The organism is Salmonella sp. SAL00670, from assembly GCF_046552235.1.
Taxonomy (GTDB): Bacteria; Pseudomonadota; Gammaproteobacteria; order Enterobacterales; family Enterobacteriaceae; genus Salmonella; species Salmonella enterica.
In genome coordinates this window covers 310,291-332,777 of the sequence record NZ_JBGDUO010000001.1, presented here as the reverse complement: position 1 = coordinate 332,777, position 22,487 = coordinate 310,291, and the positions used below count along the sequence as shown (strand labels likewise).

Annotated in this window: 25 protein-coding genes; 9 read left to right on the top strand and 16 right to left on the bottom strand. The window is 53.5% G+C overall.

Annotated elements, in window-relative coordinates; translation table 11 throughout:
* The first annotated feature begins 17 nt into the window (after window positions 1-17).
* Window positions 18-413 carry a lysozyme inhibitor LprI family protein gene (locus ACLJRS_RS01625; RefSeq protein ID WP_000821059.1) on the top strand — a complete coding sequence of 132 codons (396 nt, stop codon included), beginning with the start codon at window positions 18-20 and terminating at the stop codon, window positions 411-413.
* Here the strand turns inward: ACLJRS_RS01625 and rutR are convergent.
* Entirely contained in the window at window positions 410-1,048 is a 639-nt protein-coding gene (gene rutR / locus ACLJRS_RS01620) for an HTH-type transcriptional regulator RutR (protein ID WP_000083128.1), read from the bottom strand. The two genes, ACLJRS_RS01625 and rutR, sit on opposite strands and share 4 nt — an antisense overlap.
* A gap of 136 nt (window positions 1,049-1,184) precedes the next feature.
* Window positions 1,185-1,352, bottom strand: a complete 168-nt coding sequence (locus ACLJRS_RS01615) for a general stress protein (protein WP_001273663.1) — start codon at window positions 1,350-1,352, stop codon at window positions 1,185-1,187.
* Window positions 1,353-1,736: 384 nt separating this feature from the next.
* Between ACLJRS_RS01615 and wrbA the strand changes: the two genes are divergently transcribed.
* Entirely contained in the window at window positions 1,737-2,333 is a 597-nt protein-coding gene (gene wrbA / locus ACLJRS_RS01610) for an NAD(P)H:quinone oxidoreductase (protein ID WP_001062898.1), read from the top strand.
* Window positions 2,334-2,353: 20 nt separating this feature from the next.
* Window positions 2,354-2,581: a YccJ family protein gene (locus ACLJRS_RS01605; RefSeq protein ID WP_001143125.1), complete on the top strand. Its 228-nt coding sequence runs from the start codon at window positions 2,354-2,356 to the stop codon at window positions 2,579-2,581.
* Between the two features lie 33 nt (window positions 2,582-2,614).
* On the opposite strand, the gene agp is transcribed toward ACLJRS_RS01605, so the two are convergent.
* The 5 genes from agp to ACLJRS_RS01580 all read right to left on the bottom strand — a co-directional run bounded on the left by agp (window position 2,615) and on the right by ACLJRS_RS01580 (window position 7,402).
* Complete coding sequence (gene agp / locus ACLJRS_RS01600; RefSeq protein ID WP_000749193.1) at window positions 2,615-3,856, bottom strand: bifunctional glucose-1-phosphatase/inositol phosphatase; 1,242 nt, start codon at window positions 3,854-3,856, stop codon at window positions 2,615-2,617.
* A gap of 132 nt (window positions 3,857-3,988) precedes the next feature.
* Complete coding sequence (locus tag ACLJRS_RS01595) at window positions 3,989-4,495, bottom strand: protein disulfide oxidoreductase (protein WP_000907530.1); 507 nt, start codon at window positions 4,493-4,495, stop codon at window positions 3,989-3,991.
* Window positions 4,485-5,108, bottom strand: a complete 624-nt coding sequence (locus ACLJRS_RS01590; protein WP_000876687.1) for a DsbA family protein — start codon at window positions 5,106-5,108, stop codon at window positions 4,485-4,487. The genes ACLJRS_RS01595 and ACLJRS_RS01590 overlap by 11 nt, the downstream gene beginning before the upstream one ends.
* Window positions 5,105-6,991, bottom strand: a complete 1,887-nt coding sequence (locus tag ACLJRS_RS01585; protein ID WP_000972963.1) for a protein-disulfide reductase DsbD family protein — start codon at window positions 6,989-6,991, stop codon at window positions 5,105-5,107. The genes ACLJRS_RS01590 and ACLJRS_RS01585 overlap by 4 nt, the downstream gene beginning before the upstream one ends.
* A 48-nt stretch (window positions 6,992-7,039) precedes the next feature.
* On the bottom strand, window positions 7,040-7,402 hold the full coding sequence (locus ACLJRS_RS01580) for a copper resistance protein (RefSeq protein ID WP_001118902.1): 363 nt from the start codon (window positions 7,400-7,402) through the stop codon (window positions 7,040-7,042).
* Between the two features lie 235 nt (window positions 7,403-7,637).
* On the opposite strand from ACLJRS_RS01580, the gene cbpA reads away from it, so the two are divergent.
* The 3 genes from cbpA (at window position 7,638) to ACLJRS_RS01565 (ending at window position 9,879) form a co-directional block, all read left to right on the top strand.
* Window positions 7,638-8,558: a curved DNA-binding protein gene (cbpA, locus tag ACLJRS_RS01575; RefSeq protein WP_000420603.1), complete on the top strand. Its 921-nt coding sequence runs from the start codon at window positions 7,638-7,640 to the stop codon at window positions 8,556-8,558.
* Window positions 8,558-8,863, top strand: a complete 306-nt coding sequence (cbpM, locus tag ACLJRS_RS01570) for a chaperone modulator CbpM (protein WP_001284251.1) — start codon at window positions 8,558-8,560, stop codon at window positions 8,861-8,863. Before cbpA ends, cbpM begins: the two co-directional genes overlap by 1 nt.
* Window positions 8,864-9,516: 653 nt before the next feature.
* On the top strand, window positions 9,517-9,879 hold the full coding sequence (locus tag ACLJRS_RS01565) for an anti-adapter protein IraM (RefSeq protein WP_001537781.1): 363 nt from the start codon (window positions 9,517-9,519) through the stop codon (window positions 9,877-9,879).
* A 407-nt stretch (window positions 9,880-10,286) separates the two neighbouring features.
* Here ACLJRS_RS01565 and ACLJRS_RS01560 read toward each other — a convergent pair whose 3' ends face one another.
* The 9 genes from ACLJRS_RS01560 to hpaG form a co-directional block, all read right to left on the bottom strand.
* On the bottom strand, window positions 10,287-11,225 hold the full coding sequence (locus tag ACLJRS_RS01560; protein ID WP_000976561.1) for an MBL fold metallo-hydrolase: 939 nt from the start codon (window positions 11,223-11,225) through the stop codon (window positions 10,287-10,289).
* A gap of 13 nt (window positions 11,226-11,238) precedes the next feature.
* Complete coding sequence (gene hpaA / locus ACLJRS_RS01555) at window positions 11,239-12,135, bottom strand: 4-hydroxyphenylacetate catabolism regulatory protein HpaA (RefSeq protein WP_000336602.1); 897 nt, start codon at window positions 12,133-12,135, stop codon at window positions 11,239-11,241.
* 9 nt (window positions 12,136-12,144) lie between these two features.
* The gene (gene hpaX / locus ACLJRS_RS01550) at window positions 12,145-13,521 is read right to left on the bottom strand and encodes a 4-hydroxyphenylacetate permease (RefSeq protein WP_001285795.1); all 1,377 of its coding nucleotides are present in this window, start codon (window positions 13,519-13,521) and stop codon (window positions 12,145-12,147) included.
* 71 nt (window positions 13,522-13,592) lie between these two features.
* Window positions 13,593-14,384, bottom strand: coding sequence for a 4-hydroxy-2-oxoheptanedioate aldolase (hpaI, locus tag ACLJRS_RS01545; RefSeq protein ID WP_000785064.1), 792 nt, complete (start codon window positions 14,382-14,384; stop codon window positions 13,593-13,595).
* A gap of 10 nt (window positions 14,385-14,394) precedes the next feature.
* Window positions 14,395-15,198 carry a 2-oxo-hept-4-ene-1,7-dioate hydratase gene (gene hpaH / locus ACLJRS_RS01540; RefSeq protein WP_000884801.1) on the bottom strand — a complete coding sequence of 268 codons (804 nt, stop codon included), beginning with the start codon at window positions 15,196-15,198 and terminating at the stop codon, window positions 14,395-14,397.
* Window positions 15,199-15,342: 144 nt separating this feature from the next.
* On the bottom strand, window positions 15,343-15,723 hold the full coding sequence (locus ACLJRS_RS01535) for a 5-carboxymethyl-2-hydroxymuconate Delta-isomerase (RefSeq protein ID WP_001119848.1): 381 nt from the start codon (window positions 15,721-15,723) through the stop codon (window positions 15,343-15,345).
* Window positions 15,724-15,732: 9 nt separating this feature from the next.
* Window positions 15,733-16,584 (bottom strand): 3,4-dihydroxyphenylacetate 2,3-dioxygenase, encoded by an 852-nt coding sequence (gene hpaD / locus ACLJRS_RS01530; protein WP_000516976.1) that lies wholly within the window; start codon window positions 16,582-16,584, stop codon window positions 15,733-15,735.
* A gap of 1 nt (window position 16,585) precedes the next feature.
* Window positions 16,586-18,052 (bottom strand): 5-carboxymethyl-2-hydroxymuconate semialdehyde dehydrogenase, encoded by a 1,467-nt coding sequence (gene hpaE / locus ACLJRS_RS01525; protein WP_000723524.1) that lies wholly within the window; start codon window positions 18,050-18,052, stop codon window positions 16,586-16,588.
* A complete protein-coding gene (gene hpaG / locus ACLJRS_RS01520; protein WP_000679216.1) occupies window positions 18,049-19,338 on the bottom strand; it encodes a 4-hydroxyphenylacetate degradation bifunctional isomerase/decarboxylase in 1,290 nt (429 codons plus the stop codon). The genes hpaE and hpaG overlap by 4 nt, the downstream gene beginning before the upstream one ends.
* A 274-nt stretch (window positions 19,339-19,612) precedes the next feature.
* Between hpaG and hpaR the strand changes: the two genes are divergently transcribed.
* From hpaR to ACLJRS_RS01505, 3 genes are all read left to right on the top strand, one after another.
* The gene (gene hpaR / locus ACLJRS_RS01515; protein ID WP_000543922.1) at window positions 19,613-20,053 is read left to right on the top strand and encodes a homoprotocatechuate degradation operon regulator HpaR; all 441 of its coding nucleotides are present in this window, start codon (window positions 19,613-19,615) and stop codon (window positions 20,051-20,053) included.
* Between the two features lie 217 nt (window positions 20,054-20,270).
* Window positions 20,271-21,833, top strand: coding sequence for a 4-hydroxyphenylacetate 3-monooxygenase, oxygenase component (gene hpaB / locus ACLJRS_RS01510; RefSeq protein WP_000801496.1), 1,563 nt, complete (start codon window positions 20,271-20,273; stop codon window positions 21,831-21,833).
* Between the two features lie 17 nt (window positions 21,834-21,850).
* Window positions 21,851-22,363 (top strand): 4-hydroxyphenylacetate 3-monooxygenase reductase subunit, encoded by a 513-nt coding sequence (locus tag ACLJRS_RS01505; protein ID WP_001195551.1) that lies wholly within the window; start codon window positions 21,851-21,853, stop codon window positions 22,361-22,363.
* The last annotated feature ends 124 nt before the right edge of the window (window positions 22,364-22,487 follow it).

The window sequence follows — 22,487 nt, the reverse complement described above, 5'->3', positions numbered from 1 at the left end:
TCGCGTCAGAGGACCGTATGAAACGAATTTTCCTTACCTGCGCGGCGTTGTTGTTCAGCAGTCAGGCGTTGGCCGATGAGTGTGCCAGCGCCAGTACGCAGCTGGAAATGAATCGCTGCGCCGCCGCGCAATACCAGGCGGCAGATAAAAAGCTGAACGAAACCTATCAAAGCGCGATTAAGCGTGCGCAACCGCCGCAGCGCGAGCTGTTGCAAAAAGCGCAGGTGGCATGGATTGCCCTGCGGGACGCCGATTGCGCTCTGATTCGCTCAGGTACGGAGGGCGGCAGCGTGCAACCCATGATCGCCAGCCAGTGCCTGACCGATAAAACGAACGAACGCGAAGCGTTTTTAGCCTCGCTGCTGCAATGTGAAGAGGGTGATTTGAGCTGCCCACTGCCGCCAGCCGGTTAACGCACGCGAATCCCTTCAATAATAATGCGCTGAACGCTTTCGACCGTTTGGTTGAAAAAGGCTTCATCGCGAAGCGTCGCGCCGGTTACCGCTTCAACCTGAGGGGCGAAATCGGCGTAATGTTGCGTGGCGGCCCAAATCATGAAGATCAAATGATGCGGAGAAACGGGCGCCAGTTTCCCGCTGTGCACCCATCCGGCAATCAGCGCGGATTTTTCATCTATCAACGCTTTTAGATCGCCGGTCAGTTCCTCCATTAAGAGCGGCGCGCCCGCCAGCATCTCCATGCAGAAGAGCCGCGACGCCTGCGGATAATCACGCGAAACCTCCAGCTTGAGACGGATATACTCTTTGATGGCCTCCAGAGGGGAAAATTCTGCGCGAAACGCCTTGAGCGGCGCCAGCCAGACATCCAGGATCTGTCGCATTACTGCGACATACAGCGCCTCTTTCGAGGGATAATAATAAAGCAGATTGGTTTTGGAGACGCCAGCCCGCTCGGCGACCTGCTCAAGACGCGCGCCATGAATGCCATACTGGGAAAAAACGGCAAGCGCGGCGGTTAAGATAAGCTGCCGTTTTGCACCGGTGGCCTGCGAACGTTTTCCGATTTTTTTCTCTGTGCGTTGCGACATGCGCCCTCTCCTTTTCGTCAGGACGCAAGCATACCAAATCCGGCTTATAAACAAAAAAACCGCCGGAAATCCGGCGGCGGTGGCGCATGACGCTTTTTAGCGCGAAACGCTCAGCGTCTTGCTGTTGTGACGCAGGCTAGCTATTACGGTTACTGCTTTTGCCCCCTTTTTTGCCTGCTTCGGATGCACGCTGCGGGTCATTCTTAAAATTGCCCCCGCTGTGCTGACCACCTTTACGACCTGCTTCTGATGCTCTTTCGCGGTCTTCCGCAAAATTACCGGAACCGCCACGATGGTTTGCCATTACTGACCTCCGTCATAGATTAGACATCATATTGCATAGGTAATGAGGAGTATCTCCTCGCGCAGCGTATGAACGATATCATCAGTAACGCCGCGTAACATTAAGCATAGTGAAAAACGTCGTGGTAGGCCGCTTACCGAAATATTCTGCAACATTGGAAGCCGAATACGCAGAATAATAACCATAAGAAATAAATAAGTTATTCTTATATTTGGGAAAATCAAAGCGCTTAAAAATGTATCATTTTGCAACAAAGGTCGCCAAATTAATTATTGTTATAAATCAAAGAAATGGCGCTGAAATTTGCACTCTTCACAGGAGAGCATATCTTTAAATAGACGTAGCGAATCGCTACACACCTGATTAATCTGAGGAGTAGTACAAATGGCAAAGATTCTGGTGCTCTATTATTCCATGTACGGACACATTGAAACCATGGCGCACGCGGTGGCGGAAGGGGCAAAGAAAGTCGACGGCGCAGAGGTCATTATAAAGCGTGTGCCAGAAACAATGCCGCCTGAAATCTTCGCAAAAGCTGGCGGTAAAACGCAAAACGCACCGGTTGCCACCCCACAGGAGCTGGCGGATTACGATGCCATTATTTTTGGTACGCCAACCCGGTTTGGCAATATGTCAGGCCAGATGCGTACCTTCCTGGACCAAACCGGCGGACTGTGGGCATCCGGCGCGCTATACGGCAAGCTCGGCAGCGTGTTCAGTTCTACCGGAACAGGCGGCGGCCAGGAGCAGACCATCACCTCGACCTGGACTACTCTTGCCCATCATGGGATGGTGATCGTCCCGATAGGCTATGCCGCACAGGAACTCTTTGACGTCTCCCAGGTTCGCGGCGGCACGCCTTACGGCGCAACGACTATCGCCGGAGGCGACGGTTCACGTCAACCAAGCCAGGAGGAACTCTCTATCGCTCGCTATCAGGGGGAATACGTCGCCGGTCTGGCAGTCAAACTCAACGGCTAATCTTCAACAGGAGGATTCGAATGCCAACTCAAGAAGCAAAAGCGCACCGCGTCGGCGAATGGGCAAGCCTGCGTAATACGTCGCCGGAAATTGCCGAAGCCATTTTTGAAGTCGCTCACTATGACGAGAAACTGGCAGAAAAAATATGGGAAGAAGGTAGCGATGAGGTGCTGATCAAAGCCTTTGAGAAAACGGACAAAGACTCGCTCTTCTGGGGCGAACAAATCATCGAACGTAAAAACGTATAACACAAACGCCCCCGCCTGCGCGGGGGCATATGGCTATTTTGCAGCAGTGTTCATGACGTTATCGAACTTATCCAGCGGACAGAAGCCGTTCGCATCCACCGGACATCCTTTCAGTTCCAGGGTTACCCTTTGCGCGGGCGATTTGAGCGTTAACGCTTCCGCGTTACGTAACTGCCGGGCGCTCTGGTAGACATACTCGATTTTCATCAAATCCCGGTTAGCGTTGCCGTCATGCCAGCGTTGGAAGACAAGCTGACCGCCAATCGGCGTTCTCTCATACTGGTCATGGAGCTGATAGGGTTTAAAATCCAACGCCGTCAGCAGCGACGCGATATTGGAATCATGCCCCACCAGCACGGTAACCTTCGGCGCGCTAACGCGATCGGCAACCAGCACCTTATCGATATATTTCACCAGCGGCGCAGCGACATTGCGCGCCACCGTGGGTGAGGTAAACAGGCTGTCCTGATAGCCGTTTTTCAGTTTTGACAGCACCTTCCACTGCCGATCGGTGTGGATCCCGCCCCAGGCGACCTGATCCATCGGAAACCCTTCGTAATATTGCAGGGTAAACGCATCCACCAGCGAGTTCCCTACTTTAAGCGGCCCCTGCACGCCAGGCTCTTGCTGATAGTTCGCGCTGAAGGTATCTTTCGCGTCGATTAGCGAACACTGATGCTTCTCTTTGCAGGACGGCGAGTCCTGATAATGCGTTATCTGCTCAAGCAGTTTATAACTCTCATCAAGATGTAGCTGACTACGCGCCTTTTCCATCGCCTGTACGGCCTGTTGCCGGAACGCGGCGGAATCATCGGTAATTACCGGATTGAAGGTAGGGTCCATAGTGCCCATTTTTTCCTGATGATGAACAGGAATATCACAGCCGGGGAAAGCGCCGGTAATGAAAAATTGCGCGGTGGCGACGGTGCGCTGCAAACTATTCGCATAGGCATATACCGTGTCGGGCGCCGGACATTCTCCCGACGGTATCAGCCCCTGCGCGACCAGCCATTCACGTGTGTAGTGTCCCATATAGACTTCCAGCACGCCGCCTTTCGTCGTCAGTTCCCCGCCGGGAACGTCCCACGCCGGCCAGGCGTTCGGCGTCGACTGCGCCAGTACGCTGCCATTATTCGCCAGCGGCGCCCGCAGATTATGGCGGCTCATCATCAGCACCTGTTGTAATTGATAACCCTCCGGCGTTGTCTGCGCCTGTACGGCGGATGACAACAAAACAGCCCCTGCCACAGCAACAGCGAGTAATGATTTTTTCATCCCTATGACCTCTTGTTGTTATCAAATCGTTCTGAGTGTGACAGAAATGGATCATTTTTCCGGGAACGATTTCGCAAAACGGGGGTTTTTCTTACAGTAAACGCGTTAGCGCCGGGAAACCCCGGCGCATATTCAGAACGTTTTTGCCCACCATAGCCGAAGCTTCATGCCCCAGTAGCTGGTCCAGCCGCTGGTGGTGAACACAACCCGACCTTGTGAAACCACCACCAGCGTTGGCGTCACGCTGATTTCCCAGCCAGCGGATAAGGCGCCGTTAGCATCATTGACGACCGGGAAGTCAACGCCCTTGCGCGCCAGCCAGCGGGCAACCTCAGCGTCATCGCCGGAGCGGAGCGCAACGGTCATGACGTTTTCCCCTTCAGCCGCCAGGCGAGCGACCGCAGGCGTAGTAAAGCGGCATACCCCGCACCAGCTGGCCCAAAAATAGAGCAGTACGGGGCGTTCTTCGCTCAATGTCGCCAGAGTTGTCGACTCTCCCGTCAGCGTACGTAATGGTGTCGTGGCAAACGCCGGAGGCGCCTGCGGCGCGCGCCAGACGTCCATGACCACCATTATCGCGATGAGGAGCGCCAGAAAAACCGCGGCTTCACGCAGCCAACGCCGCAGTTTACCCGCCATTGGCAGCCGCCAGTTTTTCTTTCACCACCGCTTCCAGCGTATCCCAGGGCACCGCGCCCGGAATCAGCTCGTCGCCAATGATCGTCGCTGGCGTTCCTTGCACGCCGACCAGCCTTGCCAACTGCAAATTAGTGCGTATCGTTTCCATGCTTTTTTCATCCAGCGTCACTGGCGTAGCCCCTGCTTTCTGCTGGGCCTGTTTAATACTGTCATCCGTATGGTAACCGCGCTTTTGCATGAGTTTTTCATGTAGCGCGAGGAACTGTTGCGGATGATCGCGCCAGGTGGTCAGCGCAATACGCGCCGCCAGTACGGAGCTCTCTCCTTTGAATGGCAGCGGTTTAATAATGACCGCAACGTCAGGATATTTCTGCACAATCTTTTCCAGCATCGGATCGAGCTGTTTGCAGTACGGGCAGTTGTAATCCGTAAAGTTCACCAGCGTCAGCTTAGGGTGTTTAGCGCCTATCCGCGGGCTGGCAGGATCGTTAAACAACGCCGCATGGATCAGATTTTCAATCTGCTTTTCCTGATCCGGCGTAAAAGGAGCGGTTTCTTGCGCGATGCTCAGCGTCGAAAACAGCGCCAGCAGTAAAACAATCATGTATTTCATTGGGTTATTCCTTTCGCTTTTTTCAACGTTTGTAATACCGCATCGCGGGTCAGCAAAGTGGGCAGTGCCTCCCCTTCCGGCAAGCCGGGGCCATATACCTGATTAAACGGCACGGCGACCTGGCCGCGCGTTTTCAGAAAATCTGTAATGGCATCGGACGGCAGCGTCCAGTCTCCCCGCAGCGCCACAACATCCGGCTGTTGCAAGGCGGCCTGCACATCCTCTTTTTGCAGGACGTTGTATTTATTCACTTTACAGGTAATACACCAGTCCGCAGTGACATCGACAAATACCCGCTTATGCTGCGCCAGCGCCGACTGGATTGCCTGTTCACTCAACGGTTGCCACTGAACCGTGTCTTGCGCGCTCTTTGACGCAGTGAAGCCGAAATGCGGCAGGAGTAACGTCGCCAGCCAGATAGCCGACCCCAGCATCATCAGACCGAGGATCCTGCGCAGGACATTCATCCAACGCCCGGGGCGCGGTAAACGTAGCGCAAGCCCTGGTCGTATCGCGACCAGTAGCCACGGCGCGCTCATTCCCAGGCCAAGCGCAAGGAACAGCCCCCACAGCGTCGGCAGCGACGCCGTGAGCGCCACCGCGACCGCCGTGCCCAGAAACGGCGCGCTACAAGGCGTCGCCAGCAGCGTGGCGAATGCCCCCTGCCAGAAATGTCCCGACATACCGTTACCGCCGTAAGTGGCCAGTTTCGTGGTCATAGATGAGGGAAGCCTGAACTCAAAAAGCCCGAACAGGCTGGCGCTAAACAACAACATCACCAGCGCCATAAAACCAATAAACCATACATTCTGGAACTGGACTCCCCAGGCCAGCGCATGGTTTGACAGGCGAAGGAGGGTCATAAACGCCGCCAGCGCCATAAATGACGCAATGATACCGGCGACCGAAGCCAAAAATTGTCGCCTGATGTGAGAGCGGCTTTTTTCCTCTACCAATAAAATAGAGCCAAGCTTCATGCCCAGAACCGGCAGTACGCAGGGCATTAAATTAAGAATCAGTCCGCCGATCAGCGCCATCATTACAACTTGCCAGAAAGGTAGCGCCGCATTGTCCGGCGTTTGCGCTGGCGCAGCGCCAATGGTTTGCGTGCTCTCCTGGGCGATAGCGCCATCGGCTAACACGAGGGTCAGCGATTTGTTGCGCAAATCGGGCGCCTTTTCGCCCCAACTGTCCGTCACCGGCACCGTCGCCTGTAACCTGTCGCCCTCTACGCGCAGACGAGGCTTCGCAAAATCGACGTCATCTACGGTGTCAAGATAGAGCCCGGGCGATGACCAGCCCGCCGCTCGCGTAGCAGTGACCACCAGTTCTCCCGGGCGATAGCCGACGTCAAGCGAGTCCGTTAGTCCACTGCGGAGCGGAACTTTACCCATCGCCCGCGCATAGTCATGGGCAAAATCGGCATTCTGCACAGTGGGCGTCACGGAAAAGGGGTAATCGGTCAACAGACAAACATTGCTGCAGGTTGATAACGTCAACACACCGCGCAAGGTCGCCGGCGGCGTACCGCGCACGATCATCGGAAAGGTCACCTCGTCGTGATATCCCTGGGTGGTGATATTCGCCACATCAAAGCGCGAGGGGGTTGGCCAGAACCAGCTTACCTCAGGCATGTCGCCTTTCCAGGCGATAGAGGGCGCCACGCCCCCTTCCCCCGGCGCGCGCCAGTAGGTTTTCCAGCCGTTTTCCAGTTTGACATCCAGCAACAGCCGGGTCTCACCGTTAGCGGACGTATCGGCACGTAGCCGTATGCTGGCATGGTCGTTATCGGGCGAACGCAGCCAGCCGCTTTCCGCCGCCCAGGAGACGGGCAGCCAAAGCCATAACAGGCAGAACAGTATCCGCCTGAACAAAATCATCATATTTTTTCTCCGTGAATGAGTAATTAACCGTTAGCAATAACCGGTCTGTCATTCACGGAAGACACAAAATCGTAGATGTACCCGTAATGTGGGCGGCGAAATAGCCCGTGGAGGCGAAAACGGCAGGCGCATGACCCGGACAGGCGCCAGTAAGGAAAGCAGTAGACAAAGCGCAAGGATAGCGCCTTCAAAGAGTACCGGAGGCGCCGCCAGCAGCGACTTGGCGCTTAATTCGCAGGGGGTGACCGGCGAGCCGTCATCTGTCGAGGAGGGAGCGCTGACCACCGCAGCAGAGGCCGTCGCCTGCATCTGCAAGGCGTGCAGGCCCGCCATGCGTTGCGCGGTACAAACCATTACCACGACACATGCAAGGCAAAGAAACCACCAGCCCATCCGTTGTTGTTTCGCCATTGCGCCCTCACTGTTTAACGCGAGTTATCTTAGCCACTGGCGCGGTTTTGGCAACCTTTCCCCTGTAAAGTTATGTCGGCGCGCTGCGCAACCTTCTGATAGTCGAACAACGTAATTTATTCTTACTAATGATATAACTGGTGTTTTCATACGCACTTTTCAGGTTTACCCTACACTTAGTGGAGAAACCTTTTTGGGGTCCCTTCTGTATGTATTGATTTAGCGAGATGATGCTATGGAACTTAAGGATTATTACGCCATTATGGGCGTGAAACCGACGGACGATCTCAAGACGATTAAGACCGCCTATCGCCGACTGGCCCGCAAGTACCATCCAGATGTCAGCAAAGAACCCGATGCCGAAGCCCGTTTCAAAGAGGTTGCTGAAGCATGGGAAGTGCTGAGTGATGAGCAACGGCGCGCCGAGTATGACCAGTTATGGCAACACCGTAACGATCCACAATTTAATCGCCAGTTCCAGCAACACGAAGGCCAGCCGTATAACGCTGAAGATTTTGATGATATTTTCTCGTCTATTTTTGGTCAGCACGGTCGCCATTCGCATCACCGCCACGCCGCACGCGGTCATGATATCGAAATTGAAGTGGCGGTATTCCTGGAAGAAACGCTGGAAGAGCACCAGCGTACGATTAGCTATTCCGTCCCCGTTTATAACGCGTTCGGCCTGGTGGAGCGGGAAATTCCCAAGACATTGAATGTGAAAATCCCGGCTGGCGTCAGCAACGGGCAACGAATCAGACTGAAAGGCCAGGGCACGCCGGGGGAAAACGGCGGACCTAATGGCGATTTATGGCTCGTTATCCATATTGCCCCGCATCCGCTCTTTGATATTGTCAATCAGGATCTGGAAGTCGTCCTTCCGCTTGCCCCATGGGAGGCGGCGCTCGGCGCTAAGGTGTCTGTGCCAACGCTTAAAGAGCGTATTTTGCTGACCATTCCCCCCGGTAGCCAGGCAGGTCAGCGGCTGCGTATCAAAGGAAAAGGATTAGCCAGTAAAAAGCACACTGGCGATCTCTATGCCATCATCAAAATCGTTATGCCGCCGAAACCTGACGAGAAAACAGCTGCCCTGTGGCAACAACTGGCGGACGCGCAGTCGTCCTTTGACCCACGCCAGCAATGGGGGAAAGCATAATGGCTAACATCACTGTCACCTTTACCATCACCGAATTTTGTTTGCACACCGGCGTGACGGAAGAGGAGCTAAACGAAATCGTCGGACTTGGCGTAATTGAGCCTTACGAAGACGATAACGCCGACTGGCAATTCGACGATCGCGCAGCGAGCGTGGTACAACGCGCGCTACGCTTACGTGAGGAGCTGGCGCTCGACTGGCCTGGGATCGCGGTCGCGTTAACGCTGCTGGAAGAGAATTCACGGCTGCGCGAAGAAAACCGGTTACTACTGCAACGCCTTTCTCGCTTTATCTCGCATCCCTAATCCACGATAAAGGCAATAAACCGAGGGTGGGCTTTCTGCCCACCCCGGATTTACATGCACCCGGTATAATACCAGAATGCCTCTGACATACTTCCCCCAACGGAAGAAATATAGCCTTTCACCGCGCACAACCCGATCAACGAACCGCCAATGTCAGCCATTAATGCGCCATTGCGAAGATCATCGTTTAAATAAAGACCAGCCACACGTTCACATTTTTTAGATACGTCGGTTATTTTTACACGTTAGCGATCATTTATTGCCTGAAGAATATATTCTTTCACTGTTTTGTACTCTCTGGTTGATACGTACCTTCTCCCTGTCAATGCCGGGTAAAATGTACCGCTGCGCTTACAGGTTGCGGTATTTATAAATAAGAAATACAACAGTCACTTACAGTTTAATAATTGAGCGTTATAACATCCACTACCGCCCAATATTTACACCACGTCTAAAATACAAAAATGTAATAGAATGTAAACAAAATAAGAGCATAAAATAAATAACTTATTAAAAAATCAATATAAATAGAGTGGTCAATAAAAAACGATCGTTTTCAACGAGTTATGTTTCTCAGATTTTCATCTATCCTGAATAGGCTTACGGAAAATGTAATTTACACCATTGACTATTTCACTTAAAAGGTTTCTGTAATGGAATGGAAGGTCGTTGATACAGTTATAAGTCCCTCTACCGGAGTGTCGTTCTCATGCATACATAGCCTAAAAAATCTTAGATTGACCTTATGGTATCAGGCAGATGTTTACATGCCTCCAGGTAGCATTATCATCCCCTTTAATAAGGGGGTCTTAATAAACGATAAACTTTATCCCGTTACTGTTTACAACGTTACCAGGTTTAATCCTGTTCTATGGAAATCGCTTAAAGAAAATAGCCACTGTCCTGGTAACTGCAATCCTAAACCAGAAGCCTGCAGTTATCCTTTCGAGTGTCTGGTATCCGTTTGTCCATTTGGTTTAACCAGAAATATTCAAATAGATAATAAGAAAGTTTAGGAAATAAAGTATGCATTAGCCATACTACTGATTAAGTGTATTCGCGCACGTTTGCAGTATTTTGCAGTTAAATATGTTTGATATAAAAATTGTACAGTTCGGATATTTTTTGATTCGTTTAATCTAACCTTCACTTTGGCAACGAGGAGCCGGTACAGAGGATATTACTGATGGCCGGCAGACAAAGAAACGCATTGCTTTTAACACTGTATAAATTCCATCCGTGACATTCTTATTTAGTGATATTTCACCAGAGCAATCATCTTACCTTTATTGTGCATAAAAATCAGCAAGTAGTGTTTAGAAAAAATAATGTTTTAGACAAAAGCTCTGCGCGTCATGCTGATCGCCAAAAGCATAACGGGCTGACATCATGTCAGCCCGTGGGTTTATCCCTGCTCTGATACTTACGGTACGCTTATCGTCATATTGTCATGACCGACAATGACAGGGCCCGGGTAATTTTTCATGGCTTCCTGTTGCCAGACGTCATCCGCAACCGTCGCAGGCACCAGATGACTTAACACCAGTTTTTTCACGTGGGCCTCGCGAGCAATCTTACCGACATCTTCAATCGTGGTGTGATGCGACGCAATCGCTTCAGCCAGCGTTTTTCCGTTGCCAATACTATTAGCCAGTTTTGCTACCGAAGGGACATGTACCGCCTCATGTACCAGGATATCCGCCCCTTGAGCAAACGTTGCAAGCGGCGGAAACCAGGACGTATCGCCAGAGAAGACGATTCGCTTACCCTGGGTATCAAAACGGTAAGCAAACGCTTCACCGTCCGGGAAAGGGGAATGAGGCACTTTTAGCGCGCTTATTGTGACCAGTTCATCTTTATAGATGACGCCCTGGCCAATATCGGTCGCCTTAACCAGGTTGCGCGGATCGGGTTTCCCCTCTTCCTCCATGCGTAGCGTGATATCCCTGTCAAAGACCTTCCAGCTAGCCTTCGTCATCGCCTGGGTTCCCGGCGGGCCATACACCTGTATGGTATGGTCTTTCAGACCACTTGCCCAGGCATTCATCAGCAAGGAAGGATAATCCAGTATGTGGTCGCTGTGCAGATGGGTGAGCAAAATAGTATTGATGTTGCGCAGTGGAATGCCGTTTTTCACCAGTTGCAGACTGGCACCGTAGCCGGCATCTATCAGCCATATTTTATCGCCGATAGTGAGCGCCGTCGCTTGCGGTAGTCTGGCTGTATTGAGCAAAGAAGGCCCGCCTTTGGTGCCCAGTAAAACAATGTTGATCTCTTGAGGCGCAGGAGTACCGGCAGCAATGGCAAGGTGGCTTTGCGCCAGCATACAAACCGCCAGCATAGCGACGCTTTTTTTCATCATGTTTTTACTCTTCTTAGTTGAGAAAAGAGGGAACTTCACGTTGGCGAAACTGCGAAGGAGAACAGCCAGCAAGGCGATTAAAGAAACGGGCGAAATAAGCCGGATCTTTAAAACCTAATTGCCAGGCGATCTCGTTGACAGCATTGTCGGAAAAAAGCAGCAGTCGTTTCGCCTCGCGTAATTGCCGATCAAAAATCAGGCGTTTAGGCGGGCGATTAGCAAAACGTCGGCAAATATCGGTCAAACGAGATTCGGTAATATGCAGCTCGCAGGCATAATCGGGCACCGTCCAGTGCTGATGGAAGTGGTTGTCAATTAACAGGGTAAAGCGCTGAAAAAGTTTCAGTTCACCGCGCATCCCGGTTGCGGCGTGATCGTCCAGCTTCGCATTACGCAACAGCAAGGTAAATACCGCCTGCGCCAGTAGCACCAGGGTATGTTCGCAGCCAGCCAGTTGTTCCGTGGACTCCCGCTCAATTAGCTGCCAGTAATGTTTGAGCGCCGCCAGCTCGTTGGGTTTATCCGCCAGCGACAGGCAGATTCCCGGCAGGCCAAAGGCCTCTCTGGTGCCGGGATAAAGCACTTCCAGCAGCGGCCAAACCAGCTCTTCGCGTACCGTCAGAACATGGCCATCGCTATCCGATTCGGTAATAAAAGCATGCGGCACCGAGGGCGGCGTAAGCACAAATAGCGGCGCCTGCACCGAATAGCGATGATCGTCGAGCTGTAGCTCAATCTGCCCGGTATCAAGAAAGTGCATTTGAAAAAACTGGTCGTGGCGATGCGCCTGCATATCACGACCAAAGAAATCCGCCATACGAGCAAACGACTGATAATGCACATCGTTACTGCCCATGCTTTCGTCATACTCTTTGCTGATATCAATATTGGCGATCGCACGTTGGCACATAGTTTCTCCTCAAGGGGTGGCGCGCGGACGCGATGCTTTCATGGGAATGAGCCAGATAATGGCGGCGCCGACGACTAACAGAGAAGCGACAAACCAGAGTCCGCTATTGAAGCTACCGGTGATATCTTTTAGCCAGCCAATCATAAACGGGCTGAGCGCGGAGCCAATATTGCCGGTGGCATTGATGACCGCAATGCCTATCGCCCTGGCGCGTAAACTGATCGACTGATCCGGCGTGGTCCAGAAGATCGCCATCGCGCTAAAGGAACCCGTGGATGCCATCACGATCCCCAGGAGCTGGATCAGGTTATGGTCGGTCGCCGACGCCAGCAGCCAGCCCGCGGCGGCAAACAGGAACGGCAACGCCGTGTGATGTTTACGTTCCTGATGTTTGTCCGAATGGCGGCTCCAGTAAATCATGCCCAGAATAGTACAAATCTGCGGGATCGCCGCCAGCAGGCCGATGGTGATATTGCTGCTGCCTTCATTAAAACTTTTCAGGATTTGCGGCGTCCAGATACTAATGGCGCTAAGCGTATTGGTAAGGCAAAAATAGGCCAGCGTATACATCAGTACAATTGGCGTGAATACTTCGCGCCACAGACTACGCTGCTGCATGGCGTTATGGCTGATGGCCCCCTCCGGCTGAACCAGCGTCAGGCGGTCATTATCCATCATCTCCTGCAAACATTTTTTATCCTCTGCCGTCAGCCATTTGGCTTTTGCCGGGGTATCATCCAGGTAAAACCAGACCATAATGCCTAACAAAACTGACGGAAATCCTTCCAACAGGAATAACCACTGCCATCCATGCAGATTGAATATGCCGTCCAGCGATAAAATATAGCCGGAGACAATCGACCCCAACGCGGTAGTGGCCGGCATGGCAATCATAAATAATGCGTTGGCGCGGGCGCGGAAAAATGCCGGGAACCAGTAGGTTAAATAGAGCAATATTCCTGGCAAAAAGCCCGCTTCGGTAATGCCCACCAGCATTCGCAGCACATACAGGCTTTTCGGTCCCACCGCGAACATCGTGGCGGTAGATGCAATGCCCCATAGCACCATAATGGTCGCAATCCAGCGGCGGGCGCCGACAATGCTCAACATCACGTTGCTGGGAATGCCGAAAATGACGTAGGTGGCGTAAAACAGCGTCGTGGCAAGGCCAAACATGGTGGCGCTTAACCCCAGATCCTGCCCCATCGTCAACCCGGCAAAACCGATGTTGATACGGTCTAAAAACGAGAAGATAAACAACACGAATAAAAATACGATCAGTCGGCGGAACAGTTTATTTATGACGGTTTGTTGACCCGTGCTGAGCGCGTTGTGCGAACGGACAGACTCGGGGCTTTCCGGAAGTGCAGATGATGTGTCGCTCATTTTTTTTCCTCTGATGGGAATTTTGTAGGGTACTACGGTTGCCCGGTAGCGCTGCGCTTACCGGGCCAGGCTTAATAGACGCCGGACGCACCGGACAGTTTTTTTTCTACGCCAAAGCGCGCCGCCAGCGCCTCCGCTCCGCGCGCCAGCAGCGTGGTGTCAACGCCGACGGCGACAAATAGCGCCCCCAGTTCCAGATAACGTTTCGCCAGTGCTTCATTGGCCATCAGAATCCCCGGCGCTTTCCCCGCCGCGCGTATCTGCACGATGGCGTTCTCAATCGCCGCCTGCACTTCCGGGTGCTGCGGATTGCCGGCAAAGCCCATATCGGCGCTGAGGTCCGCCGGGCCGATAAACACGCCGTCAATGCCATCCACGTCGAGAATTGACGCCAGATTGCTCATCGCCTCACGCGTTTCAATCTGCACCAGTACGCACATGGCATCGTTGGCCTGGTGGAGATAGTCCGGAATGCGGTTCCAGCGCGATGCCCGCGCCAACGCGCTGCCCACGCCGCGAATACCGGCAGGCGGATAACGAGTAGCCGCCACGGCGTTTCGCGCTTCATCGGCATTCTGCACCATCGGTATCAGCAGCGTTTGCGCGCCGACGTCGAGCAGTTGCTTAATCTGTACCGGATCGTTCCATGACGGACGCACCACCGGCTGGCTGGGATAAGGCGCAATCGCCTGCAACTGGGTCAACACCGTCTGCACGTTGTTTGGCGCGTGTTCACCGTCAATCAGTAGCCAGTCGAAGCCGGCGCCCGCTAACAGTTCAGCGCTGTAACTGTTGGCAAGCCCCAGCCACAAACCGATTTGCGGACGCCCCGCTTTTAACGCGTCTTTGAAAGCATTTTTCATCGTTTTTTCCTTACACAAACCGGCAACTGATCGCGCCCATGTTGCCGTAATCGACATGGAAAGTGTCGCCCTTGCGCGCCGGCACCGGGCGGGTGAACGAGCCGCCGAGGATGATCTGCCCGGCTTCAAGCTGGACATCGTAGGGGGCAAGCTTGTTCGCCAGCCACGCCACGCCGTTGGCCGGATGATTCAGCACGCCTGCGGCGACGCCGGTTTCTTCGATCACGCCGTTGCGATAGAGCAGCGCGGAGATCCAGCGCAGATCCAGCTCGTCTGGTTTGATGGGACGACCACCGAGGATCACCCCAGCGTTGGCGGCGTTGTCGGAAATGGTGTCGAACACTTTGCGCGGGCGCTGGGTTTCCGGGTCGATGTTGTGGCTGCGGGCGTCAATCAGTTCCAGCGCCGGAATCACATAATCCGTGGCATTGTAGACGTCGAACAGCGTGCAGTGAGGGCCGCGCAGCGGTTTCGCCAGCACGAACGCCAGCTCCACTTCAATACGCGGGACGATAAAACGGTCGGTGGGGATATCGCCGCCGTCATGGAAGAACATATCGTCAAGCAGCGCGCCGTAATCCGGTTCGCTGATTTGCGAGCTGGCCTGCATCGCTTTTGAGGTCAGGCCGATTTTGTGGCCTTTGAGCGTGCGCCCTTCGGCCATCTTGATATTGACCCATTCACGCTGTACGGCATAGGCATCTTCAATAGTGATGTTGGGATAATCCAGCGACACTGCGCGAATCTGTTCACGCTGTTTTTCAGCCTGATTAAGTCGCTGGGCGATCAGGGTATGGGTCTGTTTATCGAGCATAGTTGCTTCCTGTTACGTCATTCGGTGCTGCTGCGCCGGGTGGCGACGCGGTGCGTCTTACCCGGCCTACGGTTCGGTATTGCTTCGTGCATCGTTTTTTTTTGTAGGCCCGGTCAGCGCAGCGCCACCGGGCGAAAGAGTGTGCTATTTAAATAACGCGTGTACGTTGTTTTGTTTGTAATTGAGCGTTGGATGTAGCTCGGCAATCTCAAACGACAGCGCCAGATAGCGGTTCTCCATCAGGTCGGCGAAGTGGGCTTTAATCAGCCCAAACAGCATTTTGCCGACTTCCTGACAGCTCTCCAGGCTGCGCCCGGCACCGATTTTCAGCGTCATATGCACAAACGCGTAATCATGCTTACCGTCAGCCATCTGCCAGGTATCCAGCCAGTGGGCGCGACTGCGGATACCGCCGATGGGGAAAATCCCGCTGGCGGCCAGCGCCTCGTTTACCTTGCTGAACAGGCCGGGTAAATCAGCCTGCTCGCGAATATTTTCAGTACATTCAGCAATAAAGTGCGGCATAAACACCCCTTACGCAGGCAGCGGGAAAACAGCGTTCACCTGGCCGGTACCGGAGCTGGCGAACAGGTCGGTGATGAACTCCACCTTGCCGTCGTATTTGTCCCAACCCAGCATTCCCAGCAGCATGACCGTGTCGTGCATGTTGCCTTCGCCGTAGCAGTAGTCGGCGTACTCCGGCAACATGGTGCAAAACTCCTTGAATTTGCCTTCGCGCCACAGCTTGACCACGCGCTCGTCCATTTGATGATCGAACTCGCGGGTGTAGCTGTTCATCCCCTCTTCCGCCCGTTGGTCGTCAATAAAACGGTGCGACAGAGAACCACTGGCGAATACCGCTACGGTACCGTCATATTTCTCAATCGCCTTGAGAATGGCTTCGCCCAGTTTGCGGCTGTCGGCAAAATCATGCACAGTGCAGAACGCCGAGATGGAGACCACTTTGAAGTGCTTGTCGCTGTTCATGTAGCGCATCGGCACCAGCGTGCCATACTCCAGCTTCAGGCTCGGGATGTTATGCGCTTTAGCGCGCACGCCCAGTTTGACTGCCTCGTCGGCGATCAGGTGGCCGAGCTCCGGATTACCGTCATAGTCATAGGTCATGTCGCGAATAAAGTGCGGCAATTCGTTGCTGGTATAGACGCCCTGGAAATGGTCGGCACAATTAATGTGGTAAGCGCTATTCACCAGCCAGTGGGTGTCGAATACGATAATGGTGTCAACGCCCATTTCGCGGCAACGCTTGCCAATTTCAATATGCCCATCAATGGCTGCCTGACGACAACCGTGATTTTTTCCTGGCAGTTCAGAAAGATACATCGACGGCACGTGGGTAATTTTTGCTGCTAACGCTAACTTGCCCATATCAAACTCCCCATTTTGGGATAGGATGGTCGCCCATTGAGATGCAGACGTTTTTCATTTCCGCAAACACTTCGAAGCTATATTCGCCGCCTTCGCGCCCGGTACCGGAGGCTTTCACGCCGCCGAACGGCTGGCGCAGGTCGCGGACGTTCTGGGTGTTGACGAAGACCATGCCGGCTTCAATCCCACGCGCCAGGCGCAACACTTTGCTCACGTCCTGGGTCCAGATATAAGAGGCCAGACCGTATTCCACATCGTTCGCCAGGCGTAACCCTTCCGCTTCGTCTTTGAATGGCAGCAGACAGGCAACTGGCCCAAAGATCTCTTCCTGCGCGACGCGCATACGGTTGTCGACATCGGCCAGCACGGTTGGGCGCAGGAAGTTACCGCCTTTCAGATGCGCAGGCAGGTCAGTGGGTTTTTCCGCACCGCCCGCCAGCAGCGTTGCGCCCTCTTCAATGCCGAGGCGGATATAACCGGAGACTTTTTCCCAGTGCTGTTGGCTAATCAGCGCGCCGACCTGGGTGTTCGGGTCGGTCGGATCGCCGACACGCAGGCGATTCGCACGTTCGGCAAAGCGCTTCACGAACTCAGGGTAAATGCTCTGCTGGATAAAGATGCGCGACCCGGCGGTGCAGCGTTCGCCGTTGATCGAGAAGATGGTGAACAGCGCGGCGTCCAGCGCGCGCTCAATGTCGGCATCTTCAAAAATCAGCACCGGCGATTTGCCGCCCAACTCCATCGAGTATTTTTTCAGGCCGGCATTTTTCATGATATTGCGACCGGTGGCGGTACCGCCGGTAAACGACACCGCACGCACGTCATGGTGGCGTACCAGCGCATCGCCCGCCGTCGCGCCATAGCCCTGCACCACGTTCAGCACCCCTGCCGGAATTCCTGCCTCCAGCGCCAGCTCGCCCAGCCTGTCAGCAGTCAGCGGCGACAGCTCGGACATTTTGAGCACCGCGGTGTTACCCAGCGCCAGGCACGGCGCGACTTTCCAGGTCGCGGTCATAAACGGCACGTTCCACGGCGACACCAGCGCGCAGACGCCGACGGGCTGCACCAGCGTATAATTGAGCATTTTATCGTCAACAGGATAGGTCTTGCCGTTCATCTGCTGGCACACTTCGGCGAAGAATTCGAAGTTATGCGAGGCGCGCGGGATCAGCACGTTTTTAGTCTGGTGAATAGGCAAGCCGGTGTCGGCGGTTTCCATCGCCGCGATTTCCGGCACATGCTGGTCAATCAGATCGCCAAGGCGACGCATCAGGCGCGCGCGCTCTTTCATCGGCAGGTTGGCCCATTTCGGGAACGCCTCTTTTGCCGCCGCGACAGCCTGGTTCACTTCTGCTTCACCGCCGGAGGCTACTTCCGCCAGCACATCACCGGTCGCCGGGTTAGTGGTCTGGAAGTAGTCGTTACCTGCAACGTTTTTGCCGTTAATCCAATGATTTATTTTCTTCATTTTGCACTCTCCTCACTGACGATTCGGTTAACCAGGCGACCCACGCCTTCTACTTCCACGACAACTTCATCCCCCGGCACCACATCGGACAACCCTTTCGGCGTACCGGTGGCAATCATGTCGCCCGGTTGCAACGTCATAAATTCGCTCAGATAAGAAATCAGGAACGGGATGCTGAAGATCAGATCGGCGGTCGTCCCTTCCTGGCGCAGCTCACCGTTGACAAAGGTGCGTAACGTCAGGTTATGCGGATCAGAAACCGCCTCTTTATCCACAATCCACGGGCCTATCGGCGTCAGGCCGTCGCGGCTTTTTACCCGCAGATTCGGACGGTAGTAGTTTTCCAGATAGTCGCGGATCGCGTAGTCGTTGCAGACGGTGTAACCGGCCACATACTCCATAGCTTCGGCTTCGCTCACCTTACGCGCCGTTTTGCCAATCACCACGACCAGCTCGGCTTCGTAGTGCATATATTCGACGTTGTTCGGGCGCACCGACGTTTGGTGATGTTCGGTAAAGGTGTTTGGCGCTTTGATAAATACCAGCGGCTCTTTCGGCGGCGTAAATGCCAGCTCGCTGGCGTGATCGGCGTAGTTCAACCCCAGCGCAAATAACGTTCCCGTCGCTGACAGCGGCCACGTAAACGTCTGGTGGCGGGCGAATTCATCTTCTGCGACAACCGGATTTTCCAGAGCGGGTAAACCTTTCGCCAGAATACGCACCCGATCGCCGGGACGCAGCGCAACGCGATTCTGCGGCGTACCGAGTAAGATCGCATCGCCAGGGTTAAGCGTAGCGAACTCACTTAACGCGCTAAGCAGTTGTGCGGCGCTACGCTGTAAATCAGCAGTATTCCAGTGGTCCGCTTCTCGTCCGTTGATTTCAGTGATAATGGTGAGGTTATCCACATCACTCAGCGGCGCCATTTCACCCAGCGGGCAAAAGCCATCGCGACATTTCGCTTTAATCGCCGGGCGATAAAAGCTCTCTTCCGGCAGGCTGACCTCGTTAGCCAGCGCATACCCGGCGATATAGTCCGCCGCCGCTTCAGGGCGTATCCGGCTGGCGGTTTTCCCCACAATGAGCGCCACTGTCGCGCCGCTCAGTACCTTTTCTCCCTGCGGATAAGGAATGGGTTCGCCGTGACGAATCACCGTATTACGCGGCTTGATGAACCACACTGCGGTTTTAGGCGGCGCATTATAGGGAGGCTGAGAGAAAGCCTCTCGCCAGGCATCAAGCTGGCTGCGATGGTTTAACGCAACGGCGAAAACAGTACCCTTCATACATAAACTCCTCAGGCCGATTTAACGGGCTGTGATTTCATTAATATATTAATGATTAGATTTATGCTTTCGCTGTACATTTAGCAAGCTGAAGTAAAGTATTTGTGATGTGATTAACAATATTTTCACAAATTTATTATTAAACACATATATATCAAAGAGTTAAATAAAACCCCTTGTTTCTGTTAAACTTTGGACATAAAACAGATGTCATAGCTCACATCGGTAAACACGATTATTCAGGTATTAATAATTCTGCAAAAGAGAAACGCTTATGCATGATTCATTAACCATCGCCTTGCTTCAGGCGCGCGAAGCGGCAATGACCTATTTCCGCCCCATCGTTAAAAGCCACAATCTGACCGACCAGCAATGGCGCATTGTGCGAATCCTGGCCGATAGCCCCTCTATGGATTTTCACGAGCTGGCCTTTCGTACCTGCATTTTGCGTCCAAGTCTGACCGGAATATTGACGCGCATGGAGCGAGACGGACTGGTGTTGCGACTCAAGCCGGTTAACGATCAGCGTAAGTTATATGTCATGTTGACGGAGCAGGGACAAACGTTGTACGCCCGTGCCCGAAGCCAGGTAGAAGAGGCTTATCGAAAAATTGAGGCCGATTTCACGCCCGAAAAAACACAGCAATTGATGCTGCTGCTGGACGATCTTATTGCTCTGGGGCGCCAGCATCCTGATAGCGAAGCGGAAGCATAGTATTCTTACCTTCCCACGCCGCCGACACGGGAATCCCCTCCCGCTTACAACGTTGACGGCGATCGCATTTTACTCTTCTTCTTCGACGTTCATCTGAAAAGTACCCGCCGTTGTCCTGAAAGTCTCTTCACAGTTTACGCTTCTGCCTATTCAATTGAACAACAAATAAGAAACATATTATTAACAAAACATTCCGATTAACGAGGAAGAGGCCGCAATGAAACCTGAAGATTTTCGTACTGATAACAAGCGTCCGTTAACGGGCGAAGAGTATTTAAAAAGCCTGCAGGACGGGCGGGAAATTTATATTTACGGCGAACGCGTTAAAGATGTTACGACACATCCGGCATTCCGCAATGCCGCAGCCTCTGTCGCACAACTGTATGACGCATTACATAAACCGTCGATGCAAGATACCCTGTGCTGGAATACCGATACCGGCAGCGGCGGTTATACGCATAAATTTTTCCGCGTGGCGAAAAGCGCAGACGATCTGCGCCAACAGCGTGATGCTATCGCCGAGTGGTCACGCCTGAGTTACGGCTGGATGGGACGCACACCGGATTACAAAGCCGCCTTTGGTTGCGCCCTGGGCGCTAACCCAGCCTTCTACGGCCAGTTTGAGCAGAACGCCCGCAACTGGTACACCCGTATTCAGGAGACCGGCCTGTACTTTAACCATGCAATCGTCAACCCGCCCATTGACCGCCACAAACCTGCCGACGAAGTGAAAGACGTCTATATCAAGCTGGAGAAAGAGACGGACGCCGGGATTATTGTCAGCGGGGCGAAAGTCGTCGCCACTAACTCCGCCCTGACTCACTACAACATGATTGGTTTCGGCTCAGCCCAGGTGATGGGCGAAAACCCGGACTTTGCTCTGATGTTTGTCGCGCCAATGGATGCCGAAGGCGTAAAACTTATTTCGCGCGCCTCGTATGAAATGGTCGCGGGCGCGACGGGCTCGCCGTTTGATTATCCACTCTCCAGCCGCTTTGATGAAAACGATGCCATTCTGGTGATGGACAAGGTGTTGATCCCGTGGGAAAACGTGTTGATTTACCGTGATTTCGATCGTTGCCGTCGCTGGACGATGGAAGGCGGCTTTGCCCGTATGTATCCACTGCAAGCCTGTGTTCGTCTGGCGGTTAAACTTGATTTCATTACCGCGCTGCTGAAAAAATCGCTCGAATGTACGGGTACCGTAGAGTTCCGGGGTGTGCAGGCCGATCTCGGCGAAGTCGTGGCCTGGCGCAATATGTTCTGGGCATTGAGCGATTCTATGTGTTCTGAAGCAACCCCGTGGGTAAACGGCGCCTGGCTGCCGGACCACGCCGCGCTGCAAACCTATCGTGTGATGGCCCCAATGGCCTACGCGAAAATTAAAAATATTATTGAACGTAACGTTACCAGCGGCCTGATTTACCTGCCTTCCAGCGCCCGCGATCTGAATAATCCGCAAATCGACCAGTACCTGGCGAAATACGTACGCGGCTCTAACGGAATGGACCATGTTGAACGTATCAAAATTCTTAAATTGATGTGGGATGCCATCGGTAGCGAGTTTGGCGGTCGCCATGAGCTGTACGAGATTAACTACTCGGGCAGCCAGGATGAAATTCGTCTGCAGTGCCTGCGTCAGGCCCAGAGCTCCGGCAATATGGATAAGATGATGGCAATGGTCGATCGCTGCCTCTCCGAATACGATCAGAATGGCTGGACGGTTTCGCATTTGCACAATAACGACGACATCAATCAACTGGATAAGCTGCTGAAATAACGCGGCAGGAGGTTCTCATGCAAGTAGATGAACAACGTCTGCGTTTTCGCGATGCGATGGCAAGTCTGGCGGCAGCGGTCAACATCGTAACCACGGCGGGTCACGCCGGACGCTGCGGTATCACCGCAACAGCGGTCTGTTCCGTCACCGATACGCCGCCCTCCGTGATGGTATGTATTAATGCCAATAGCGCCATGAACCCCGTCTTTCAGGGCAACGGCAAGCTGTGCATTAATGTACTTAACCATGAGCAGGAGCTGATGGCGCGCCACTTTGCCGGTATGACGGGGATGGCGATGGAAGAGCGTTTTCACCAGCCATGTTGGCAAAACGGGCCGCTGGGCCAGCCGGTACTTAACGGCGCGCTGGCCGGTCTTGAAGGCGAGATCAGCGAGGTACAAACCATTGGCACGCATCTGGTGTATCTGGTGGCGATCAAAAATATTATTCTTAGCCAGGATGGGCATGGCCTGATTTATTTCAAACGCCGTTTTCATCCGGTCAGACTTGAGATGGAAGCGCCTGTTTAACCGTCACTCATGCCCACAAGCGGGATAACCACCGCTTGTGGGAGAAGAGTCGATACGCTGAAGATTTTTATTCCCGCCGCGATGTTTGCTCGCCATAAATCGCGGCGATTAATACAATCTAAGA

Bases quoted from the DNA above. Each gene is read 5' to 3' on its own strand.
- ACLJRS_RS01625 (WP_000821059.1), top strand. From the start codon at position 18: ATGAAACGAATTTTCCTTACCTGCGCGGCGTTGTTGTTCAGCAGTCAG.
- rutR (WP_000083128.1), bottom strand. From the start codon at position 1,048: ATGTCGCAACGCACAGAGAAAAAAATCGGAAAACGTTCGCAGGCCACC.
- ACLJRS_RS01615 (WP_001273663.1), bottom strand. From the start codon at position 1,352: ATGGCAAACCATCGTGGCGGTTCCGGTAATTTTGCGGAAGACCGCGAA.
- wrbA (WP_001062898.1), top strand. From the start codon at position 1,737: ATGGCAAAGATTCTGGTGCTCTATTATTCCATGTACGGACACATTGAA.
- ACLJRS_RS01605 (WP_001143125.1), top strand. From the start codon at position 2,354: ATGCCAACTCAAGAAGCAAAAGCGCACCGCGTCGGCGAATGGGCAAGC.
- agp (WP_000749193.1), bottom strand. From the start codon at position 3,856: ATGAAAAAATCATTACTCGCTGTTGCTGTGGCAGGGGCTGTTTTGTTG.
- ACLJRS_RS01595 (WP_000907530.1), bottom strand. From the start codon at position 4,495: ATGGCGGGTAAACTGCGGCGTTGGCTGCGTGAAGCCGCGGTTTTTCTG.
- ACLJRS_RS01590 (WP_000876687.1), bottom strand. From the start codon at position 5,108: ATGAAATACATGATTGTTTTACTGCTGGCGCTGTTTTCGACGCTGAGC.
- ACLJRS_RS01585 (WP_000972963.1), bottom strand. From the start codon at position 6,991: ATGATGATTTTGTTCAGGCGGATACTGTTCTGCCTGTTATGGCTTTGG.
- ACLJRS_RS01580 (WP_001118902.1), bottom strand. From the start codon at position 7,402: ATGGCGAAACAACAACGGATGGGCTGGTGGTTTCTTTGCCTTGCATGT.
- cbpA (WP_000420603.1), top strand. From the start codon at position 7,638: ATGGAACTTAAGGATTATTACGCCATTATGGGCGTGAAACCGACGGAC.
- cbpM (WP_001284251.1), top strand. From the start codon at position 8,558: ATGGCTAACATCACTGTCACCTTTACCATCACCGAATTTTGTTTGCAC.
- ACLJRS_RS01565 (WP_001537781.1), top strand. From the start codon at position 9,517: ATGGAATGGAAGGTCGTTGATACAGTTATAAGTCCCTCTACCGGAGTG.
- ACLJRS_RS01560 (WP_000976561.1), bottom strand. From the start codon at position 11,225: ATGATGAAAAAAAGCGTCGCTATGCTGGCGGTTTGTATGCTGGCGCAA.
- hpaA (WP_000336602.1), bottom strand. From the start codon at position 12,135: ATGTGCCAACGTGCGATCGCCAATATTGATATCAGCAAAGAGTATGAC.
- hpaX (WP_001285795.1), bottom strand. From the start codon at position 13,521: ATGAGCGACACATCATCTGCACTTCCGGAAAGCCCCGAGTCTGTCCGT.
- hpaI (WP_000785064.1), bottom strand. From the start codon at position 14,384: ATGAAAAATGCTTTCAAAGACGCGTTAAAAGCGGGGCGTCCGCAAATC.
- hpaH (WP_000884801.1), bottom strand. From the start codon at position 15,198: ATGCTCGATAAACAGACCCATACCCTGATCGCCCAGCGACTTAATCAG.
- ACLJRS_RS01535 (WP_001119848.1), bottom strand. From the start codon at position 15,723: ATGCCGCACTTTATTGCTGAATGTACTGAAAATATTCGCGAGCAGGCT.
- hpaD (WP_000516976.1), bottom strand. From the start codon at position 16,584: ATGGGCAAGTTAGCGTTAGCAGCAAAAATTACCCACGTGCCGTCGATG.
- hpaE (WP_000723524.1), bottom strand. From the start codon at position 18,052: ATGAAGAAAATAAATCATTGGATTAACGGCAAAAACGTTGCAGGTAAC.
- hpaG (WP_000679216.1), bottom strand. From the start codon at position 19,338: ATGAAGGGTACTGTTTTCGCCGTTGCGTTAAACCATCGCAGCCAGCTT.
- hpaR (WP_000543922.1), top strand. From the start codon at position 19,613: ATGCATGATTCATTAACCATCGCCTTGCTTCAGGCGCGCGAAGCGGCA.
- hpaB (WP_000801496.1), top strand. From the start codon at position 20,271: ATGAAACCTGAAGATTTTCGTACTGATAACAAGCGTCCGTTAACGGGC.
- ACLJRS_RS01505 (WP_001195551.1), top strand. From the start codon at position 21,851: ATGCAAGTAGATGAACAACGTCTGCGTTTTCGCGATGCGATGGCAAGT.